The organism is Kitasatospora sp. NPDC034533 (genome assembly GCF_055575155.1).
The window spans coordinates 89,731-103,719 of sequence record NZ_JBVITE010000022.1 but is presented as its reverse complement, the minus strand read 5'-3'; the positions used below and the strand labels follow the sequence as shown (position 1 = coordinate 103,719).

Here is a 13,989-nt window from a genome sequence, read left to right as displayed (position 1 = left end):
CCGCCGCGATCTGGCACAACGACCAGACCGGGCAGCCCGTCATGCGTTCCCTCACCGCGTACGACCACTGAACCCCTTGGCATCAATCATCTAGGGGGTACCCGTCGCCGTCGTCGCGATGCCGCCGTCCACCGGGATGACGGTGCCCGTGAGGTAGGCCCCGGCCCTGCTGGCGAGGAACACGGCGACACCCGCCATGTCGTCGTCGCGGCCGAGCCGGCGCAGAGGGGCCGCCGCCGCGATCGTGTCGCCGATGGCATCGAGCGCGGACGCCGTCATCCGTGACGGGAACACTCCGGGTGCTACCGCGTTCACCGTGACGTGCTGAGGGCCCAGCTCCCTGGCGAGCACATGGGTGAGTTGATGGAGTGCCGCCTTGCTGCTCGCGTACGAGTAGTTGGGCGACTGGGCGACGTGGATGGCAGCGATGCTGCCGATGTTGATGATCCGCGCGGGATCGTCGACGGTGCCCGCCCGGCGAAGTGCGGGAAGCAGCGCCTGCACCAGCCAGAACGGCGCCTTGAGGTTGAGGTCGATCACTGTGTCCCACGCCTCGTCCGGGAACGTCGCCAGCGGCTCGCGCCACATCGCTCCCGCGTTGTTGACAAGGATGTCCAGGCGTTCCGAGTCGGCCTCGACGAGATCGGCGAGGCGCCGGCACTCGTCGTGCCGGGACAGGTCGGCGGGAATTGCTCGGACGTCGCCGAATTCGGACATCAGGTGCTGCGCCTCCGCGCACGCGTCCGCCTTGCGTGAGCTGATGACGACGCGGGCGCCCGCCTGGAGGAGACCGCGCGCCATCATCATGCCGATTCCCTTGGTACCGCCGGTGACAAGGGCGTACTTCCCGCTCAGGTCGAAGAGTTCTGTACGAGTGGTGAATTCGGCGTCCGCCATGGATCTCCGTCCCTTCTGCCGTGAAACGATGCGCCGACACGGTCGCGCACGCATGCGGGGCAGCTGAATCGAACTGGTGGGGAAAAGGCCTGCAACGCGTTTCCATGGGCGTTGTCGGCGCTTTCGACTCAACCAGGTTGACAGGCGTCCGTGGCGTCTGGGAGACCCTGGTGAGACCGGTACTGTCAGAACCCCTTTGCCCGGTGCGCTGAGTCCGGAGATAGCCGAGATCCTCCCGGGCCGGCCGGGCCGGAATCGCCGTTGCACACGGTCTGGTCGAGGCTCTTCCGCCCGGCTACGGCCGGTAGCGCCCGGCGAGGTCGCCGTAGCCGCCCGCCGTCCAGACCCTCTCGCGGAACTCCGCGAGGTCGAGCGCCCCCGTGCCCTGTCCGGCGGTGGGCGGGAAGTGCGCGGTGCCGCAACGGGCGCAGTACCAGGCCTGGTTCCAGAGCCGTTCGGCACGGGGCCGGCCCTCCAGTCGCCGCCGCCTGGCGAGGAACAGCGCGATCGCGCCCGCCACCAGCGCGACCGCGACGGCCAGGAGGACGTAGGACACCAGGAGCACGGTCGGGGTGCCGTGCGCGTCGGCGAGGGGGCCGGCGCGGGTACGGCGTCGTTGATCGGCATGTGCGAAGTCCCCCGAAAGCATGGCGGTCGAGCGACCGTTCGCATCCGGATGGACGCCGCCGCACGGCTCGCGGTTGCGGCCCCCGGAGGCCGGGAGGTGCGCCGGTGCGGGCGGGGCGGGAGGACGGCGCCATTCCGTCAACCTGGCATATTCCGTCCTCCTGGACGGACTTGAAAGCGACCCCGCGCAGCAGCAGAGTGTTGGCCAGTGAACCGGCACCATCGATACGAGGAGGATGCAATGACGCAGACGCCCGTACCGTGGGGCATCGGCAGGATGGCGCCGTACGCGGCCACCGCTGCCACGCTCCCGGCGCTCACGCCCGTGATCGACCCCGAGACGCAGATCGCGGTCGTCGTGGACGAGGACGGCCGCACGGTGGAACTGGGTTCCCACGGCACCAGCACCAGCGGGCTCACCCCGACCACCACCCGCCCCGGCGACGGGGCCGCGCCGGGCGGCGCGACGGACACCGACAGCACCGAGTCCTACGACCAGGATCAGAGCGGCAGTTGACGCTCCACCGCACACGGCCGGTGCTGGTCCTGACCAACCCCTACGACGTCACCGCGGACGTCGTCCTGCGCGTCCTCGCGCGACGCCGCGTCCCCGTGGTCCGTCTCGACCCCGGCACCGACCTGCACACGGGCTCCTCGCTGACCGCCTCGTTCCGTACCGGCGGCCGGCGGGGCACCCTGCGCACCCCGAGCCGTGAGCTCGACCTCACCGAGGTGGGGTCCGTGTGGGTGCGCCGGGCCTCGCCCTACGAGGGGCCGGCCGACCTCGACGGCCCGGAGCGCCGCTTCGCGGCCTCGCAGTCCCTGTGGGGCGCGGGCGGCGTCCTCGCCTCCCTCCCCGGGGCGCACTACGTCAACCACCCGTGGGCCAACCGCGCCGCGGAGCACAAGCCCGCCCAGCTCGCCGCCGCGCAGCGCTGCGGGTTCGCCGTCCCGGACACCCTGATCACCAACGACCCCGAGGAGGCACGGGACTTCGTGGCGGTCCAGCCCGCCGGGGCGGTCTACAAGCCCGTGTGGAACACCCCGTACGCCGTCGACGGCGAGCCGCGGGCGGTGTGGGTGCGGGAGGTGCGGGCGCGGGAGATCACGGACGCGGTCCGGGCCTGCCCGCACCTGTTCCAGGCCCGGGTGCCCAAGGCGTTCGACGTCCGGGTGACCGCCGTCGGCGACCGGCTGTTCGGGGTGCGGATCGACAGCCCGGACCTCGACTGGCGCCGCCGCCAGGACCTGATGGCCTGTACGCCGATCGCCGTGCCCGAGCCGGTCGCGCGGTCCGTGGCCGGCTACCTGGACCACTTCCGGCTGGTGTTCGGGGCGTTCGACTTCGTCGTGACGGATGACGGCGACTGGTCCTTCCTCGAATGCAACCCCAACGGTCAGTGGGCGTGGCAGCCGACCGGGACCACCGAGCGGATCGCCCACGCCCTCGCCGACGAGCTACAGAGAGGCCCCGACGCATGAGCACCTCCCAAGAGCTGCGCGCCACCTTGGTGGCCGGCCTCGCCGAGAACGGCGCGCTGTCCGATCCGGCCTGGATCAAGGCGGCCGAGGCGGTTCCCCGCGAGCTCTTCGCCGGGTCCTACTTCGTCCCGGTCGAGGGCAGCGACCCGACCGGCTACCGGGCGGTGCGGCCGACGGACCCCGGCTGGCTGGAGGGGGTCTACAGCGACCGCACGCTCGTCACCCAGCTCGACGGCCGCATCGGCGCCGACGACGTGGGCGGCGCGGAGCCGGTGGTCGGGGCCCCCTCGTCCTCCTCGACCCTGCCGTCCCTCGTCCTCGGGATGTGGCAGCTGCTCGGGACGGACAGCGGGCACCGCGTCCTGGAGATCGGCACCGGCACCGGCTACTCCACCGCCCTCGGTGCCCACCGGCTCGGGGACGCGAACGTCACCAGCGTCGAGTACGACCCGCGGGTGGCCGAGCGCGCCGCCGCCGCCCTGCGGGCCGCCGGCTACGCGCCCCGCCTGGTCGTCGGCGACGGGCTGCGCGGCGACCCGGGCGGCGGCTCCTACGACCGGCTGATCGCCACCTGTTCGGTCCGCTACCTGCCGCTGCCCTGGCTGCACCAGGTGAGACCGGGCGGCCGCATCCTGGTCACCGTGTCGGGCTGGAGCTACGCCTCGGGCCTGGCGGAGCTCACCGTGACCGGGCCCGGCGAGGCCACCGGCCGCTTCCTGCCGGGCCACACCAGCTTCATGATCGCCCGCCCGCACGACCGCCCCCCGCACCCGGCCCTCGCGATGCTGCCCGGCGACGAGCGGCCGAGCGTGATCGACCCGGCCGTCCTCGACGACTGGACCGGCGGCTGGGTCGCCCAGCTCGCCGCCCCCTCCGCCGAGCGCATGGGCGCCGGAGGGGCGCAGATCCTCTCCGACGTGGCCACCGGCTCCCAGGCCCGCACCGCGCCCCGCCCCGACGGGGGGTGGACCGTCACCCAGCGCGGCCCGCTGCGGCTGTGGGACCGGGTCGAAGAAGCCGTGCGGCTGTGGCGGAGGGCGGGCGAGCCGCACCAGGACGGCTTCGGGATCACGGTCTCGGCGGCCGGACAGCGGGTGTGGATCGGCGAGGAGGACGGCCCGGGCTGGAACCTGCCGATCTGATCCGGGGCCGTCGCCTCACGCGGCGCCTTCCCGGCCGCGCGCCGCGCCCGGCGGAGGTGCCGCTTGGTCACGGCCGCCTTGGTCACGGCCGGTTCGGCGGCGGGGCCAGGGCGTTCACCCGCCCGGTCACACCGGGCCGGCCCAGGCCTCCGCGCCGAAGGCCGCCTTGATCTCGGAGACGATGGTGGCGGCGTCCACGGTGGCGGGCAGGCCGTAGACGGTCGTCTTGCGGGAGTCGCGGACCACGAGGCGCAGCGGGGTGTCACCGGGGTGGGCGGCGAGGATCCGCTTGAGTTCGGCGACGGACCGCGGGGTGACCTTGTGCGCGGGCAGCAGGATCCGGGCCGGCGGCCCGCCGGTGTGCTCGGCGGCGGACAGGTCCAGCAGCTCGATCTCCCGGCCGTGCAGGCTCAGGGCGCCGTCGCGTTCCTCGATCCGGCCGCGGACGGCGACGGCGTTGTCCTCGGCCAGGGCGTGCCGCACGAGCGGGTACACGGCGGGGAAGAAGAGGACCTCCAGGCCGGCGTCGCGGTCGGCGAGGGTGGCGACCGCCCAGGGGTTGCCCTTCTTGGTGACCTTGTGCCGGACGTCGGTGACCAGCCCGCTGAGCCGGATGTCGCCGCTGGTGCGGCCGGAGGTCAGGAGGTCGGCGACGGAGCAGTCCCGGGCGGCGGCGAGGAGGTGCTCGGCGCCGTCCAGGGGGTGGGCGGAGACGTAGAGTCCGAGCATCTCCCGTTCGGTGGCGAGGAGTTGGCGGCGCGGCCACTCGGTGTCGTCGGCGGGAGCGTCGAGCCCGAAGGCGGGGAGGGTGTCGTCCGTGGCGGCGGCGTCGGCGAACAGGTCGTGCTGGCCGAGGCCGGCCGCCTTCTTGACCGGGATGACCGCGTCGATGGACCTCTCGTGGACGGCGGCGAGGCCCTGGCGGGTGTGCCCGAGGGAGTCGAAGGCCCCCGCCTTGATCAGCGAGTCGACGGCCCGTTTGTTGAGGGCCGGCAGCTCGACCTTGCGCAGGAAGTCGGCGAAGGAGGTGAACGGCCCCCGGCGCCGGCGGGCGTCGACGATCGCCTCGATGACGCCGTCGCCGACGTTGCGCACCGAGCGCAGGCCGAACCGGACGTCGTCGCCGACGGCCGTGAACTCGGCGACCGACTCGTTGACGTCGGGCTGCAGGACGCGGACCCGGTTGCGCCGGGCGTCGGCGAGGTAGAGGGCGGCCTTGTCCTTGTCGTCGCCGACGGAGGTGAGCAGGGCCGCCATGAACTCGGCCGGGTGGTTGGCCTTGAGGTAGGCGGTCCAGTAGGAGACGAGGCCGTAGCCGGCGGTGTGGGACTTGTTGAAGGCGTAGCCGGAGAACGGCAGCATCACGTCCCACAGCGCCTTGGTCGCCTCGTCGGAGTACCCGCCCGCCCGCATGCCGGCGCTGAACCTGTCCCACTCCGCGGCCAGCACCTCCGGCTTCTTCTTGCCCATCGCCCGGCGCAGCATGTCGGCGCCGCCGAGGGTGTAACCGGCCAGCCGGCGGGCGATGGCCATGATCTGCTCCTGGTAGACGAGCAGGTGGTGGGTGGGGCCGAGGATCGGCTCCAGGGCCTGGGCGAGTTCCGGGTGGATAGGGGTGGGTTCCTGCTTGCCGTTCTGGCGCAGCGCGTAGTTGGTGTGGGCGTTGGCGGCCATCGGGCCGGGCCGGTAGAGGGCGTTGGCGGCGGCGATGTCCTCGAAGCGGGTGGGTTCCATCAGTTTGAGCAGGGCGCGCATGCCGGCGCCGTCGAGCTGGAAGACGCCGAGGGTGTTGGCGTCGGCCAGCAGCCGGTACGTCCGGGCGTCGTCGAGGGGGATGACGGTGGTGGCGGGGTCGTCGGTGGCGGGCGCGACGGTGGCCAGCCGGATGCCGCGGTTGGCGCGGACGTTCTCGATGGCCTGGTCGATGACGCCGAGGTTGCGCAGGCCCAGGAAGTCCATCTTGACCAGGCCCATGGCCTCGCAGGACGGGTAGTCGAAGCCGGTGATGCGGGCGCCGTCGGCGGCGCGCATGTGCAGGGGGATGCGGTCGGTGAGCTTCGTCTTGGAGAGGATGACGGCGGCGGCGTGCACGCCGGTGCCGCGGGTGAGGCCCTCGACTCCCCGGGCGGTGTCGATCACCCGGCGGACGTCCGGTTCGTTCTCGTAGAGCCGCCGGATCCCGCCGGCTTCCGCGTGCCGGGGGTGGGCGGGGTCGAAGATCGCGGCGAGCGGGGCGGACTTGCCGTTCTGGTCGGGCGGCAGCGCCTTGGTGATGCGCTCGCCGTGCGCATAGGGGTAGCCGAGGATGCGGGAGGAGTCCTTGATGGCGTTCTTGGCCTTGATCCTGCCGAAGGTGGTGACCAGCGCGGTGTACTCGTCGCCGTACTTGTCGATGACGTAGCGGACCATGCGCTCGCGCTGACGGTCGTCGAAGTCGAGGTCGACGTCCGGCGGGTTGATGCGCTCGGGGTTGAGGAAGCGTTCGAAGAGCAGGCCGTGCTCCAGCGGGCACAGTTCGGTGATGCGGGTGGCGTAGGCGACGAGGGAGCCGGTGGCGGAGCCCCGGCCGGGGCCGAGCGGGATCCGGTTGTCCCGGGCGTGGCGGCAGATGTCGGCGACGACCAGGAAGTAGGAGCTGAAGCCCATCGGGCCGATGACGGCCATCTCGGTCTCGAAGCGCTCCAGCACGTGGGCGGGGACCGGGTCGCCGTAGCGGGCGGCCAGGCCCTTGAGGGCCTCCTTGCGCAGCCACGACTCCTGGGTCTCCCCCTCGGGCACGTCCGGGTAGCGCGGCATCTCGTCGACGTGGTCGAAGACCTCCGCGTAGGACTCGATCCGCTCGGCGACGAGCAGCGTGTTGTCGCAGGCCTGCGGGAGTTCGGCGAAGAGCGCGCGCATCTGCCGCGCCGTCCTGAGGTGGTAGCCGGAGCCCTCGAAGCGGAAGCGGTCGGGGGCGTCCTTGTTCTTGCCGACGCCGATGCACAGCAGGTTGTCGTGGGCGTCGGCCTGGTCCTCGGTGGTGTAGTGCGCGTCGTTGGTCGCCAGCGGCGGGATGCCCAGCTCGCGGCCGAGGCGCAGCAGTCCTTCGCGGACGTCGCGTTCGATGGCCAGGCCGTGGTCCATCAGCTCCAGGAAGTAGTTCTCCCGGCCGAAGATCTCCTGGTAGGCCGCGGCGGCGGCCTTGGCCTCGTCGTACTGGTCCAGGCGCAGCCGGGTCTGGACCTCTCCGGAGGGGCAGCCGGTGGTGGCGATGATGCCGTGCGGCCGTTGGGCGATCAGCTCGCGGTCCATGCGCGGTTTGCCGGCCGGGAACTGGCCCTCGTAGCTGGCCAGGGTGCTGAGCCGGAAGAGGTTGCGCAGGCCTTCGGCGGTGGCGGCCCACATGGTCATGTGGGTGAAGCGTCCGCCGCCGGAGACGTCCTTGGAGCCCTCGCCGTCGCCGCCGGCGGTGCGGCGGCCGCCCGGGGCCCAGAACTCGCGCGTGCGGGCGAAGCGTGAGGAGGGGGCGACGTACGCCTCGATCCCGATGATCGGTTTGACGCCCGGGAAGTCCTTGGCGACCTGGGCGAACTCGTGGGCCCCGAACATGTTGCCGTGGTCGCTCATCGCGACGGCGGGCATCCGCTGGCGCGCCACCTCGCCGAACATCGGGCGCAGGCGCTGTGCGCCGTCCAGCATCGAGTACTCGGTGTGGTTGTGCAGGTGGACGAAGGATCCGGATCCGGGCATGCGGGGGCCACCTCGTGACTCGTGGGTCTTCGGGGTCACAACCGTCCGTTGGACCGGTTCATCTAAGTCACGGTGCTGACGGCGGTTCAAACAACGGGGTGGCGGGTGAGCCACAAGCGATGCTTGTACCGGTAGGTTGCCGGGTGTGGATCTCAACGCCGTGCGCACGTTCGTCGCCGTCACCGAGGCCGGCCGGTTCCAGGCGGCCGCGGACGATCTGCGCCTCACCCAGCAGGCCGTCTCCCGGCGCATCGCCGTGCTGGAGCGGGACCTCGGGGTGCGGCTGTTCGAACGGACGGCGCGCGGCGTGCTGCTGAGCGTCGACGGCCAGGCGTTCCTTCCCCACGCCCGCTCGCTGCTCCGGGCCGAGGAGCGCGCGCTCGCCTCGGTGCGCCCGGGTGCGCGGGCGCTGCGCGTCGACGTGGTCGGCCGCCGGGTCGGCCCGGCCGGGCTGCTGCACGACTTCCACACCGCCCGCCCGGACCTGCCGCTGGACGTGGTGACCCTCTTCGACCTCGACCAGGCCGTCGAGGCCCTGCGGGCGGGCTCCGTCGACGCCACCTTCCGTGCCGTCCTCACCCCCGGGCGCCGGCTGCCCGACGGCATCGAGGGCATCGGGGTGTACGACGAGGCCCTGAGGCTGTGCGTCGGGCCGGCGCATCCCCTGGCCCACGCGTCGGCGGTCGCGCCGGCGCAGCTCGCCGGACGGCGCGCCTGGATGCCCGGCAACACCGCCGGTACCGAATGGGCCGCCTACTACGAGGAGTTCGCGGCGGCCTTCGGCATCACCCTCGACACGATCGGGCCGGACTTCGGCATCGAGGTGCTCCTCGACACGATCGCCGGCTCCGACTCGCTGGCCACCTTCCTCGGCGAGCGGACCCCGCTCGTGTGGCCGGCCGGCCACGACCTGCGGCTCATCCCGCTGCGCGACCCGACGCCGGTCTACCCGCACTCCCTGCTCTGGCACGCGGACAACGCCCATCCGGCCCTCGCCGCGCTGCGCGACTACCTGCGGGCGGTGCGGCCCGGCCCTCCCGCGGGCGGCGTCTGGGCGCCGGGGCGGGGCGGGGGGCCGTCGTGAGGCCGGCCCCGCCGTCTCACCGGCTCGTCCGGTAGCGGTGTCCCCGTCCTCCTCGGCTGTCCTTCGGCCGTCCGCGCCGGCGCCGGGGTGCCCGAGGGCGCCGTGCAACCCTTTCGGCCGCGCGGCGGTGAGTAGGGCAGAGCGGCGGCCCGAGCGGGTCGCCGCGTGGACGCGACGAGGAGACGGATGACCGCGATCACAGGGCACATCCCGGTGGAGGACCGGCCACGGCCCGTCACGACACCGGCTTCCGCGAGCGGGGCCGGCCTGCGGGAGCTCGGCTTCGAGGCGTTCGCCGCCACCCGCTGGCCGCGGCTGGTGCGCACCGCCTACCTGCTGACGGGCGACCACCACGAGGCCGAGGACGTGGTGCAGGCGACGTTCGCCAAGGTGTTCAGGAACTGGTCCCGGATCAGCCGCCTGGACGAGCCGGACGCCTACGTCCACCGGGCCCTGGTGAACAACAACCTGGGCCGCCACCGGCGGCGCCGGGTCCGGCAGCTGCTGGTGCCCGTGCTGCCCGACCGGGCGTGCGCCGCGGGCGGCGGCCACGGGGTCGAGGAGCGCTCGGTGCTGATCCAGGCGCTGGCGGAGCTGCCGCAGCGCCAGCGGGCGGTGGTCGTGCTGCGCTACTGGGAGGACCTGAGCGAGCGCCAGGTCGCCGAGGTGCTCGGCTGCTCGCCGGGCACCGTGAAGAGCCAGGCCAGCCGGGGCCTGGCGAAGCTGCGCGGACACCCGGCGCTGGCCCCGTACGCGGTGGGCACCGGTTCGAGCATCGACGGCACGGACGGAGGCGACAGGTGATGGACACCGAGGACATGGTGCGCGGCGCGCTGCGGGAGGAGGCGGCCCGGGTCGCGGTGGCGGACTGGTCCGCCGGGCCCGTGCGGGACCACGTGCAGCGGCAGCGGCGGCGCCGGGTGGCGATGGGGGCGTCGGCCGTGGTGGCCGCGCTCGCGGTCGTGGCCGGGGCGGGAGCGGTGCTGTCCGAGCAACGCGGGGCCCAGGTCGCGGCGCCGGCCTCGCGGCCGCTCCTGCTACCGGAGGGGCCGGCTCCGGAGGCCGTGGTGGTGGAGCCCGGCCGGCAACTGCCGCTCGGCCGCCCCGGCTGGTGGATGCGGCTGACGGACCGGGAGGTCTGCATCCACGACGCACCCTCGTACCAGAGCGACCCGGGGTGCGGCGGGTACTCCTGGGCGGGAGACGCGACCGAGATCACGATGCAGTACTACGGAAGCCCGCCGGAGTACCGGGAGGGCCTGTACAACCTCGTCTACCACGGGCCCGGGAAGGTCGCCCGGATGGCCATGGAGCGGGACGGTAAGGCGTACTGGGCCACCGTCGCCTCGCTCCCCGGGGACCCGGGTTTCGCCGCGGGCTACGTCTGGGGGCCGAGCGAGAAGCGCTCCGACGGTCCGACGGCGTACCCGATCGACGGCATCAGGCTCGCCGCGTACGACGCCCAGGGGAGGGTGCTGGCGAGCAGGACGCTGTCGCCCTGAGCGGGCCCGGCCGTGCGCGCTCGCGGGGGGCAGGGCCCGCCGCCGCGGGCGCCCACGCCGCCCTCGTGGGAGGAGCCGGCGCGTTCCCACGTCCGGGTACGGGCCCGGGCGCGGGAGGCTTCGAGGCAGATCCGTGGGTCGTGGCCGACGGGCACGCGGGGGCGACCACGCCCGATGGTTTGACCGGGCGAGTTCGTCGCGGTCGAGGCCGAACTCCCGCCCCGCCGTGAGCCGTTCGGCCCGGGACGGGAGCGCCGCCAGGGGGCGGCCGGCGCCGCCCCGGTGCCCAGGAACAGGGCCAGCACCACCCCATGGCGCCCCCTGCGAGTCGGTCCGGTGCGGGGACGGCCGGGCCGCTCCGGCACGGCCCCGTCACCAGCTCGGTGTGGGCACGGCGTGCCGGATGGTGCGGACGTACAGGGGTGCGGGGAAGCGGAGCCACGGAGACTCAGGGTCGCGGGCGATGCGAGCCGCAGAAGGTGCCGACGAGCGCCGCCCCGAGCCGGACGGGCGGTTGCGGATGGTCAGCGGATATTCAGGGGACCGGCACCGGCCGGCCGTGCAGAATCGCCCCCATGCGCATTCTGATCGTCACCACCGGCTCCCGCGGGGACGTCGCACCGTTCACGGGCCTGGGCCGGCGCCTGGTGGACGCCGGACACCGGGTCGCCGTGGTCGCCCACCCCACCTTCGCGGCCTTGCTGGAGTCCTGCGGCCTGGAGCACCGGCCGCTGCCGGGGGACCCGGAGGAGCTCATCCGTGCCAGGGCCCGCGCGACCTCCCGGGAGGAGACCCGTGCGCTGATGGCCGCGTTCGTGGACGGGCTCGCCGACGGCGTGGCGGACGCCGTGGCGGGCGGGGCCGACCTGCTGCTCACGGCCTTCGCCCCCTCGCCGCTGGCCCAGACGGCGGCGCAGGCCCACGGCGTGCCCGTCCTCGGCACGTACCTCACGCCCGCCTTCGCCACCCGGCAGTTCCCGCTGCCCGGCCCCGCCGGCGCCGCGGACCTGGGGCCGGAGGGCAACCTCGCCGCCGGCCAGGAGCGGGTGCACAGCGCCGAGCGGCTGTTTTCGGGCGCCGTGGCGCGGATGCGCGAGCGCCTCGGCCTGGCCGGGACGACGCCGCCGGAACCGCTCGGGTACAGCCGTCCGGTCGTCCACGGCTACAGCCCCCGGCTGCTGGCGCGCCCGGCGGACTGGCCGGAGCAGGTCGAGGTGGCGGGCTTCTGGTGGCCCGCCCGGCCGCTGGACTGGCGGCCTCCGGCCGAGGTGGTCGACTTCCTCCAGGCCGGTCCGGCGCCGGTGTTCATCGGTTTCGGCAGCATGGCGCCGGGCGAGGGCGCGCGGCTCGGCGAGCTGGTGACGGCGGCGGTGCGGCAGGCGGGTGTGCGCGCGGTGGTCCAGGCTGGCTGGGCGGGGCTGGAGGCGGCGGGTGACGGGGTGCTCTCCGTCGGCGACCTGCCCCACGACTGGCTGTTCCCCCGGGTGGCCGCCGCCGTCCACCACGCCGGGGCGGGCACCACCGGCGCGGCGCTGCGCGCCGGGGTCCCGGCGGTGCCGGTGCCCGTCATGGCCGACCAGCCGTTCTGGGCGGCCCGGCTGCACCGGCTGGGCGTCGCCCCGGAGCCGGTGCCGTTCGAGGAGCTCACCGCCGAGCGCCTCGCCGCCGCGATCACGGCCGCCCTGGCCGAGCCGGTCCGCCGCCGCGCGGCCGACATCGCCGCGCTGATGGCCGCCGAGGACGGCGCCGGCGCGGTCCTCGACCACGTCGCCCGGATCGGCGACGCCGGCCACTGAACCCCGCGCCCTCGGCAGGGCCGGCGAAGCTCCCCGGCCGGGGCGGGCCCGGCCGGGGGACGCGAGCGGCTACAGGTGGACGTCGGAGACCTCGAAGGTCTGGACGCTGAAGGCGCCGCAGTCGGACCAGAACCGTCCGCCGTTCATCACGGTGTCCTCGTAGTACCGGTAGCGCTGACCGTCACCGGCCCCGACGCCGGTGACCCAGCGCTTGACCAGGGCGCCGTGCACGCCGGGCTGCGAGAACGCCGTCAGGTCGAACGTGAGCCACTGCGCGTCCTCGCGGAGATACGCGACGACGACCAGCTTGTGGTTGACGGGGTCGTAGGCCGCGACCGCGTTGTTGTGGCCGGTGTCCATGATCGTCATCCCCGGGCGGATGTGCCGCATGTACTGGGCGAGCACCCAGTACTTGGGGTTGACCTCGACCAGCACCCCCTCGTCGAAGTTGATCGCGCCGAAGCCGTGCCAGTCGAGGATCTGCCAGGCGACCCAGGCCGTCGGGTGGAGCAGGTGCAGGTCGGCGTGGAGGTTCTCCGCGAGGGCCAGGCCGTGCGCCCACCCGTCGCCGTACTCCGAGTTCCAGATCCGCTTGCCGTCGGCGGACACCGCGTCGTACAGCCCGACCCGGTCGCCGCCGAGCTCGTCGTAGCCGTGCACGTTGACCCGGCCGACGGCGGCCTTGGTCGCGGCGTCGAACTCCGGGCTGGTCCAGGTGTTGCGGGCCAGCGCGGTGCCGTTCTCGTCGAGGCCCGCCACCAGTGTCCCGGTCAGGCCCCGGACGTCCAGGTGGGCGCGGGTCCGCCGGATGAGGTCGGCCTGCTGGGCGTGGGTGTAGAAGCAGCCTTCCTGGGTGGTGTTCATCACCGCCTTGTTGCCCCAGTTCAGACCCGGCTCGTTGAACGGCTGGACGGAGGCGAAGTCGATGCCCCAGTGGTCGTGCGCGTACCGCGCCACCGTCGCCAGGTAGGCCGCGTGGCGGTCGAAGTTGCCGTCCTGGAGGTTGCAGAGGCCGTCCGCGGCGCCTTCCGGGTTGTCGTTCTTGAGCATCCACCACATCGGCGAGTTGGCGAAGAGCTCGAAGGTGTCCACGCCCCGGGCCTTCGCCTGCTGGAGCACGCCCCGCTGCTTGGCGTCCAGGGTCCAGTCGAAGCTCGACGAGGCCGGATCGGAGGAGTACCAGTCGAGTTGGAAGCCCTCGATCTTCTTGAACCCGTCCAGCGGGACCGCCATCTTCCGGGAGCCGATGGTGTTGCTCCCGGACCCGCCGGCGCAGTACCGGACGATGTTCATGCCCAGGCCCGGCAGCTGGTGGCCGAGGAAGGGCACGGTGTCGCGGGTGAACAGCAGGTCGGCCAGGTCGTCCCGGGGCCCGATGCGGTTAGCCCACCAGCCCAGCGAGGTGCCCCAGCCCTCCCAGCGGCGGGTCCACGCCACGTTCGCCGCCGGCGGCTTGACCTGGATCGATCCGATCGGCTGGCCCGCCCAGGACCTCCCGGTCCCGGCGACCAGGGTCATCGCGCCGAGTGGCGCTCCCACGAGTCCGCGCAGCAAGGTACGGCGTTCCATCGGCCCCCCACAAGCAGTCGCCCCCGGCCGGGCGCGAGATCCATCGTGCACCGTCGAAATCACGGGGAGCCTAGCCCACCGTGGACACATCCGGTAGGGACGGAGGAGAACTGATGGACGAAATGTGCACACCCGGGTCTGCCGCGCCCGTCACGCACCCG

The 13,989-nt window shown here is 73.5% G+C and carries 11 protein-coding genes; 7 read left to right on the top strand and 4 right to left on the bottom strand.

Annotation, left to right across the window (positions count from 1 at the left end; all coding sequences use genetic code 11):
• Positions 1 to 90: 90 nt before the first annotated feature.
• Both ACZ55U_RS18140 and ACZ55U_RS18135 read right to left on the bottom strand, forming a co-directional pair.
• Positions 91 to 897, bottom strand: a complete 807-nt coding sequence (locus ACZ55U_RS18140) for an SDR family oxidoreductase (protein ID WP_465527128.1) — start codon at positions 895 to 897, stop codon at positions 91 to 93.
• A gap of 295 nt (positions 898 to 1,192) precedes the next feature.
• The gene (locus ACZ55U_RS18135; protein ID WP_465527127.1) at positions 1,193 to 1,453 is read right to left on the bottom strand and encodes a hypothetical protein; all 261 of its coding nucleotides are present in this window, start codon (positions 1,451 to 1,453) and stop codon (positions 1,193 to 1,195) included.
• A 312-nt stretch (positions 1,454 to 1,765) separates the two neighbouring features.
• On the opposite strand from ACZ55U_RS18135, the gene tgmA reads away from it, so the two are divergent.
• Genes tgmA through tgmC form a run of 3 tightly spaced genes read left to right on the top strand, consistent with a single transcriptional unit; the run spans position 1,766 to position 4,148 of the window.
• Complete coding sequence (gene tgmA, locus ACZ55U_RS18130) at positions 1,766 to 2,041, top strand: putative ATP-grasp-modified RiPP (RefSeq protein WP_465527126.1); 276 nt, start codon at positions 1,766 to 1,768, stop codon at positions 2,039 to 2,041.
• A complete protein-coding gene (tgmB, locus tag ACZ55U_RS18125) occupies positions 2,038 to 3,006 on the top strand; it encodes an ATP-grasp ribosomal peptide maturase (protein ID WP_465527125.1) in 969 nt (322 codons plus the stop codon). Before tgmA ends, tgmB begins: the two co-directional genes overlap by 4 nt.
• Positions 3,003 to 4,148 (top strand): ATP-grasp peptide maturase system methyltransferase, encoded by a 1,146-nt coding sequence (gene tgmC, locus ACZ55U_RS18120; RefSeq protein ID WP_465527124.1) that lies wholly within the window; start codon positions 3,003 to 3,005, stop codon positions 4,146 to 4,148. The genes tgmB and tgmC overlap by 4 nt, the downstream gene beginning before the upstream one ends.
• A gap of 126 nt (positions 4,149 to 4,274) precedes the next feature.
• On the opposite strand, the gene dnaE is transcribed toward tgmC, so the two are convergent.
• Positions 4,275 to 7,877, bottom strand: a complete 3,603-nt coding sequence (gene dnaE, locus ACZ55U_RS18115; protein ID WP_465527123.1) for a DNA polymerase III subunit alpha — start codon at positions 7,875 to 7,877, stop codon at positions 4,275 to 4,277.
• 145 nt (positions 7,878 to 8,022) lie between these two features.
• On the opposite strand from dnaE, the gene ACZ55U_RS18110 reads away from it, so the two are divergent.
• From ACZ55U_RS18110 to ACZ55U_RS18095, 4 genes are all read left to right on the top strand, one after another.
• Entirely contained in the window at positions 8,023 to 8,961 is a 939-nt protein-coding gene (locus ACZ55U_RS18110; RefSeq protein WP_465527122.1) for a LysR family transcriptional regulator, read from the top strand.
• Between the two features lie 186 nt (positions 8,962 to 9,147).
• On the top strand, positions 9,148 to 9,765 hold the full coding sequence (locus ACZ55U_RS18105; RefSeq protein WP_465527121.1) for a SigE family RNA polymerase sigma factor: 618 nt from the start codon (positions 9,148 to 9,150) through the stop codon (positions 9,763 to 9,765).
• A complete protein-coding gene (locus ACZ55U_RS18100) occupies positions 9,765 to 10,463 on the top strand; it encodes a hypothetical protein (RefSeq protein ID WP_465527120.1) in 699 nt (232 codons plus the stop codon). Before ACZ55U_RS18105 ends, ACZ55U_RS18100 begins: the two co-directional genes overlap by 1 nt.
• A 575-nt stretch (positions 10,464 to 11,038) precedes the next feature.
• On the top strand, positions 11,039 to 12,259 hold the full coding sequence (locus ACZ55U_RS18095; RefSeq protein WP_465527119.1) for a glycosyltransferase: 1,221 nt from the start codon (positions 11,039 to 11,041) through the stop codon (positions 12,257 to 12,259).
• A 69-nt stretch (positions 12,260 to 12,328) separates the two neighbouring features.
• On the opposite strand, the gene ACZ55U_RS18090 is transcribed toward ACZ55U_RS18095, so the two are convergent.
• Positions 12,329 to 13,828 (bottom strand): glycoside hydrolase, encoded by a 1,500-nt coding sequence (locus tag ACZ55U_RS18090; RefSeq protein WP_465527118.1) that lies wholly within the window; start codon positions 13,826 to 13,828, stop codon positions 12,329 to 12,331.
• Positions 13,829 to 13,989 lie beyond the last annotated feature (161 nt).

What these genes read in the sequence shown, in the direction of transcription:
- ACZ55U_RS18140 (WP_465527128.1), bottom strand. Translation starts at nt 897, where the DNA reads ATGGCGGACGCCGAATTCACCACTCGTACAGAACTCTTCGACCTGAGC.
- tgmA (WP_465527126.1), top strand. Translation starts at nt 1,766, where the DNA reads ATGACGCAGACGCCCGTACCGTGGGGCATCGGCAGGATGGCGCCGTAC.
- tgmC (WP_465527124.1), top strand. Translation starts at nt 3,003, where the DNA reads ATGAGCACCTCCCAAGAGCTGCGCGCCACCTTGGTGGCCGGCCTCGCC.
- dnaE (WP_465527123.1), bottom strand. Translation starts at nt 7,877, where the DNA reads ATGCCCGGATCCGGATCCTTCGTCCACCTGCACAACCACACCGAGTAC.
- ACZ55U_RS18105 (WP_465527121.1), top strand. Translation starts at nt 9,148, where the DNA reads ATGACCGCGATCACAGGGCACATCCCGGTGGAGGACCGGCCACGGCCC.
- ACZ55U_RS18100 (WP_465527120.1), top strand. Translation starts at nt 9,765, where the DNA reads ATGGACACCGAGGACATGGTGCGCGGCGCGCTGCGGGAGGAGGCGGCC.
- ACZ55U_RS18095 (WP_465527119.1), top strand. Translation starts at nt 11,039, where the DNA reads ATGCGCATTCTGATCGTCACCACCGGCTCCCGCGGGGACGTCGCACCG.
- ACZ55U_RS18090 (WP_465527118.1), bottom strand. Translation starts at nt 13,828, where the DNA reads ATGGAACGCCGTACCTTGCTGCGCGGACTCGTGGGAGCGCCACTCGGC.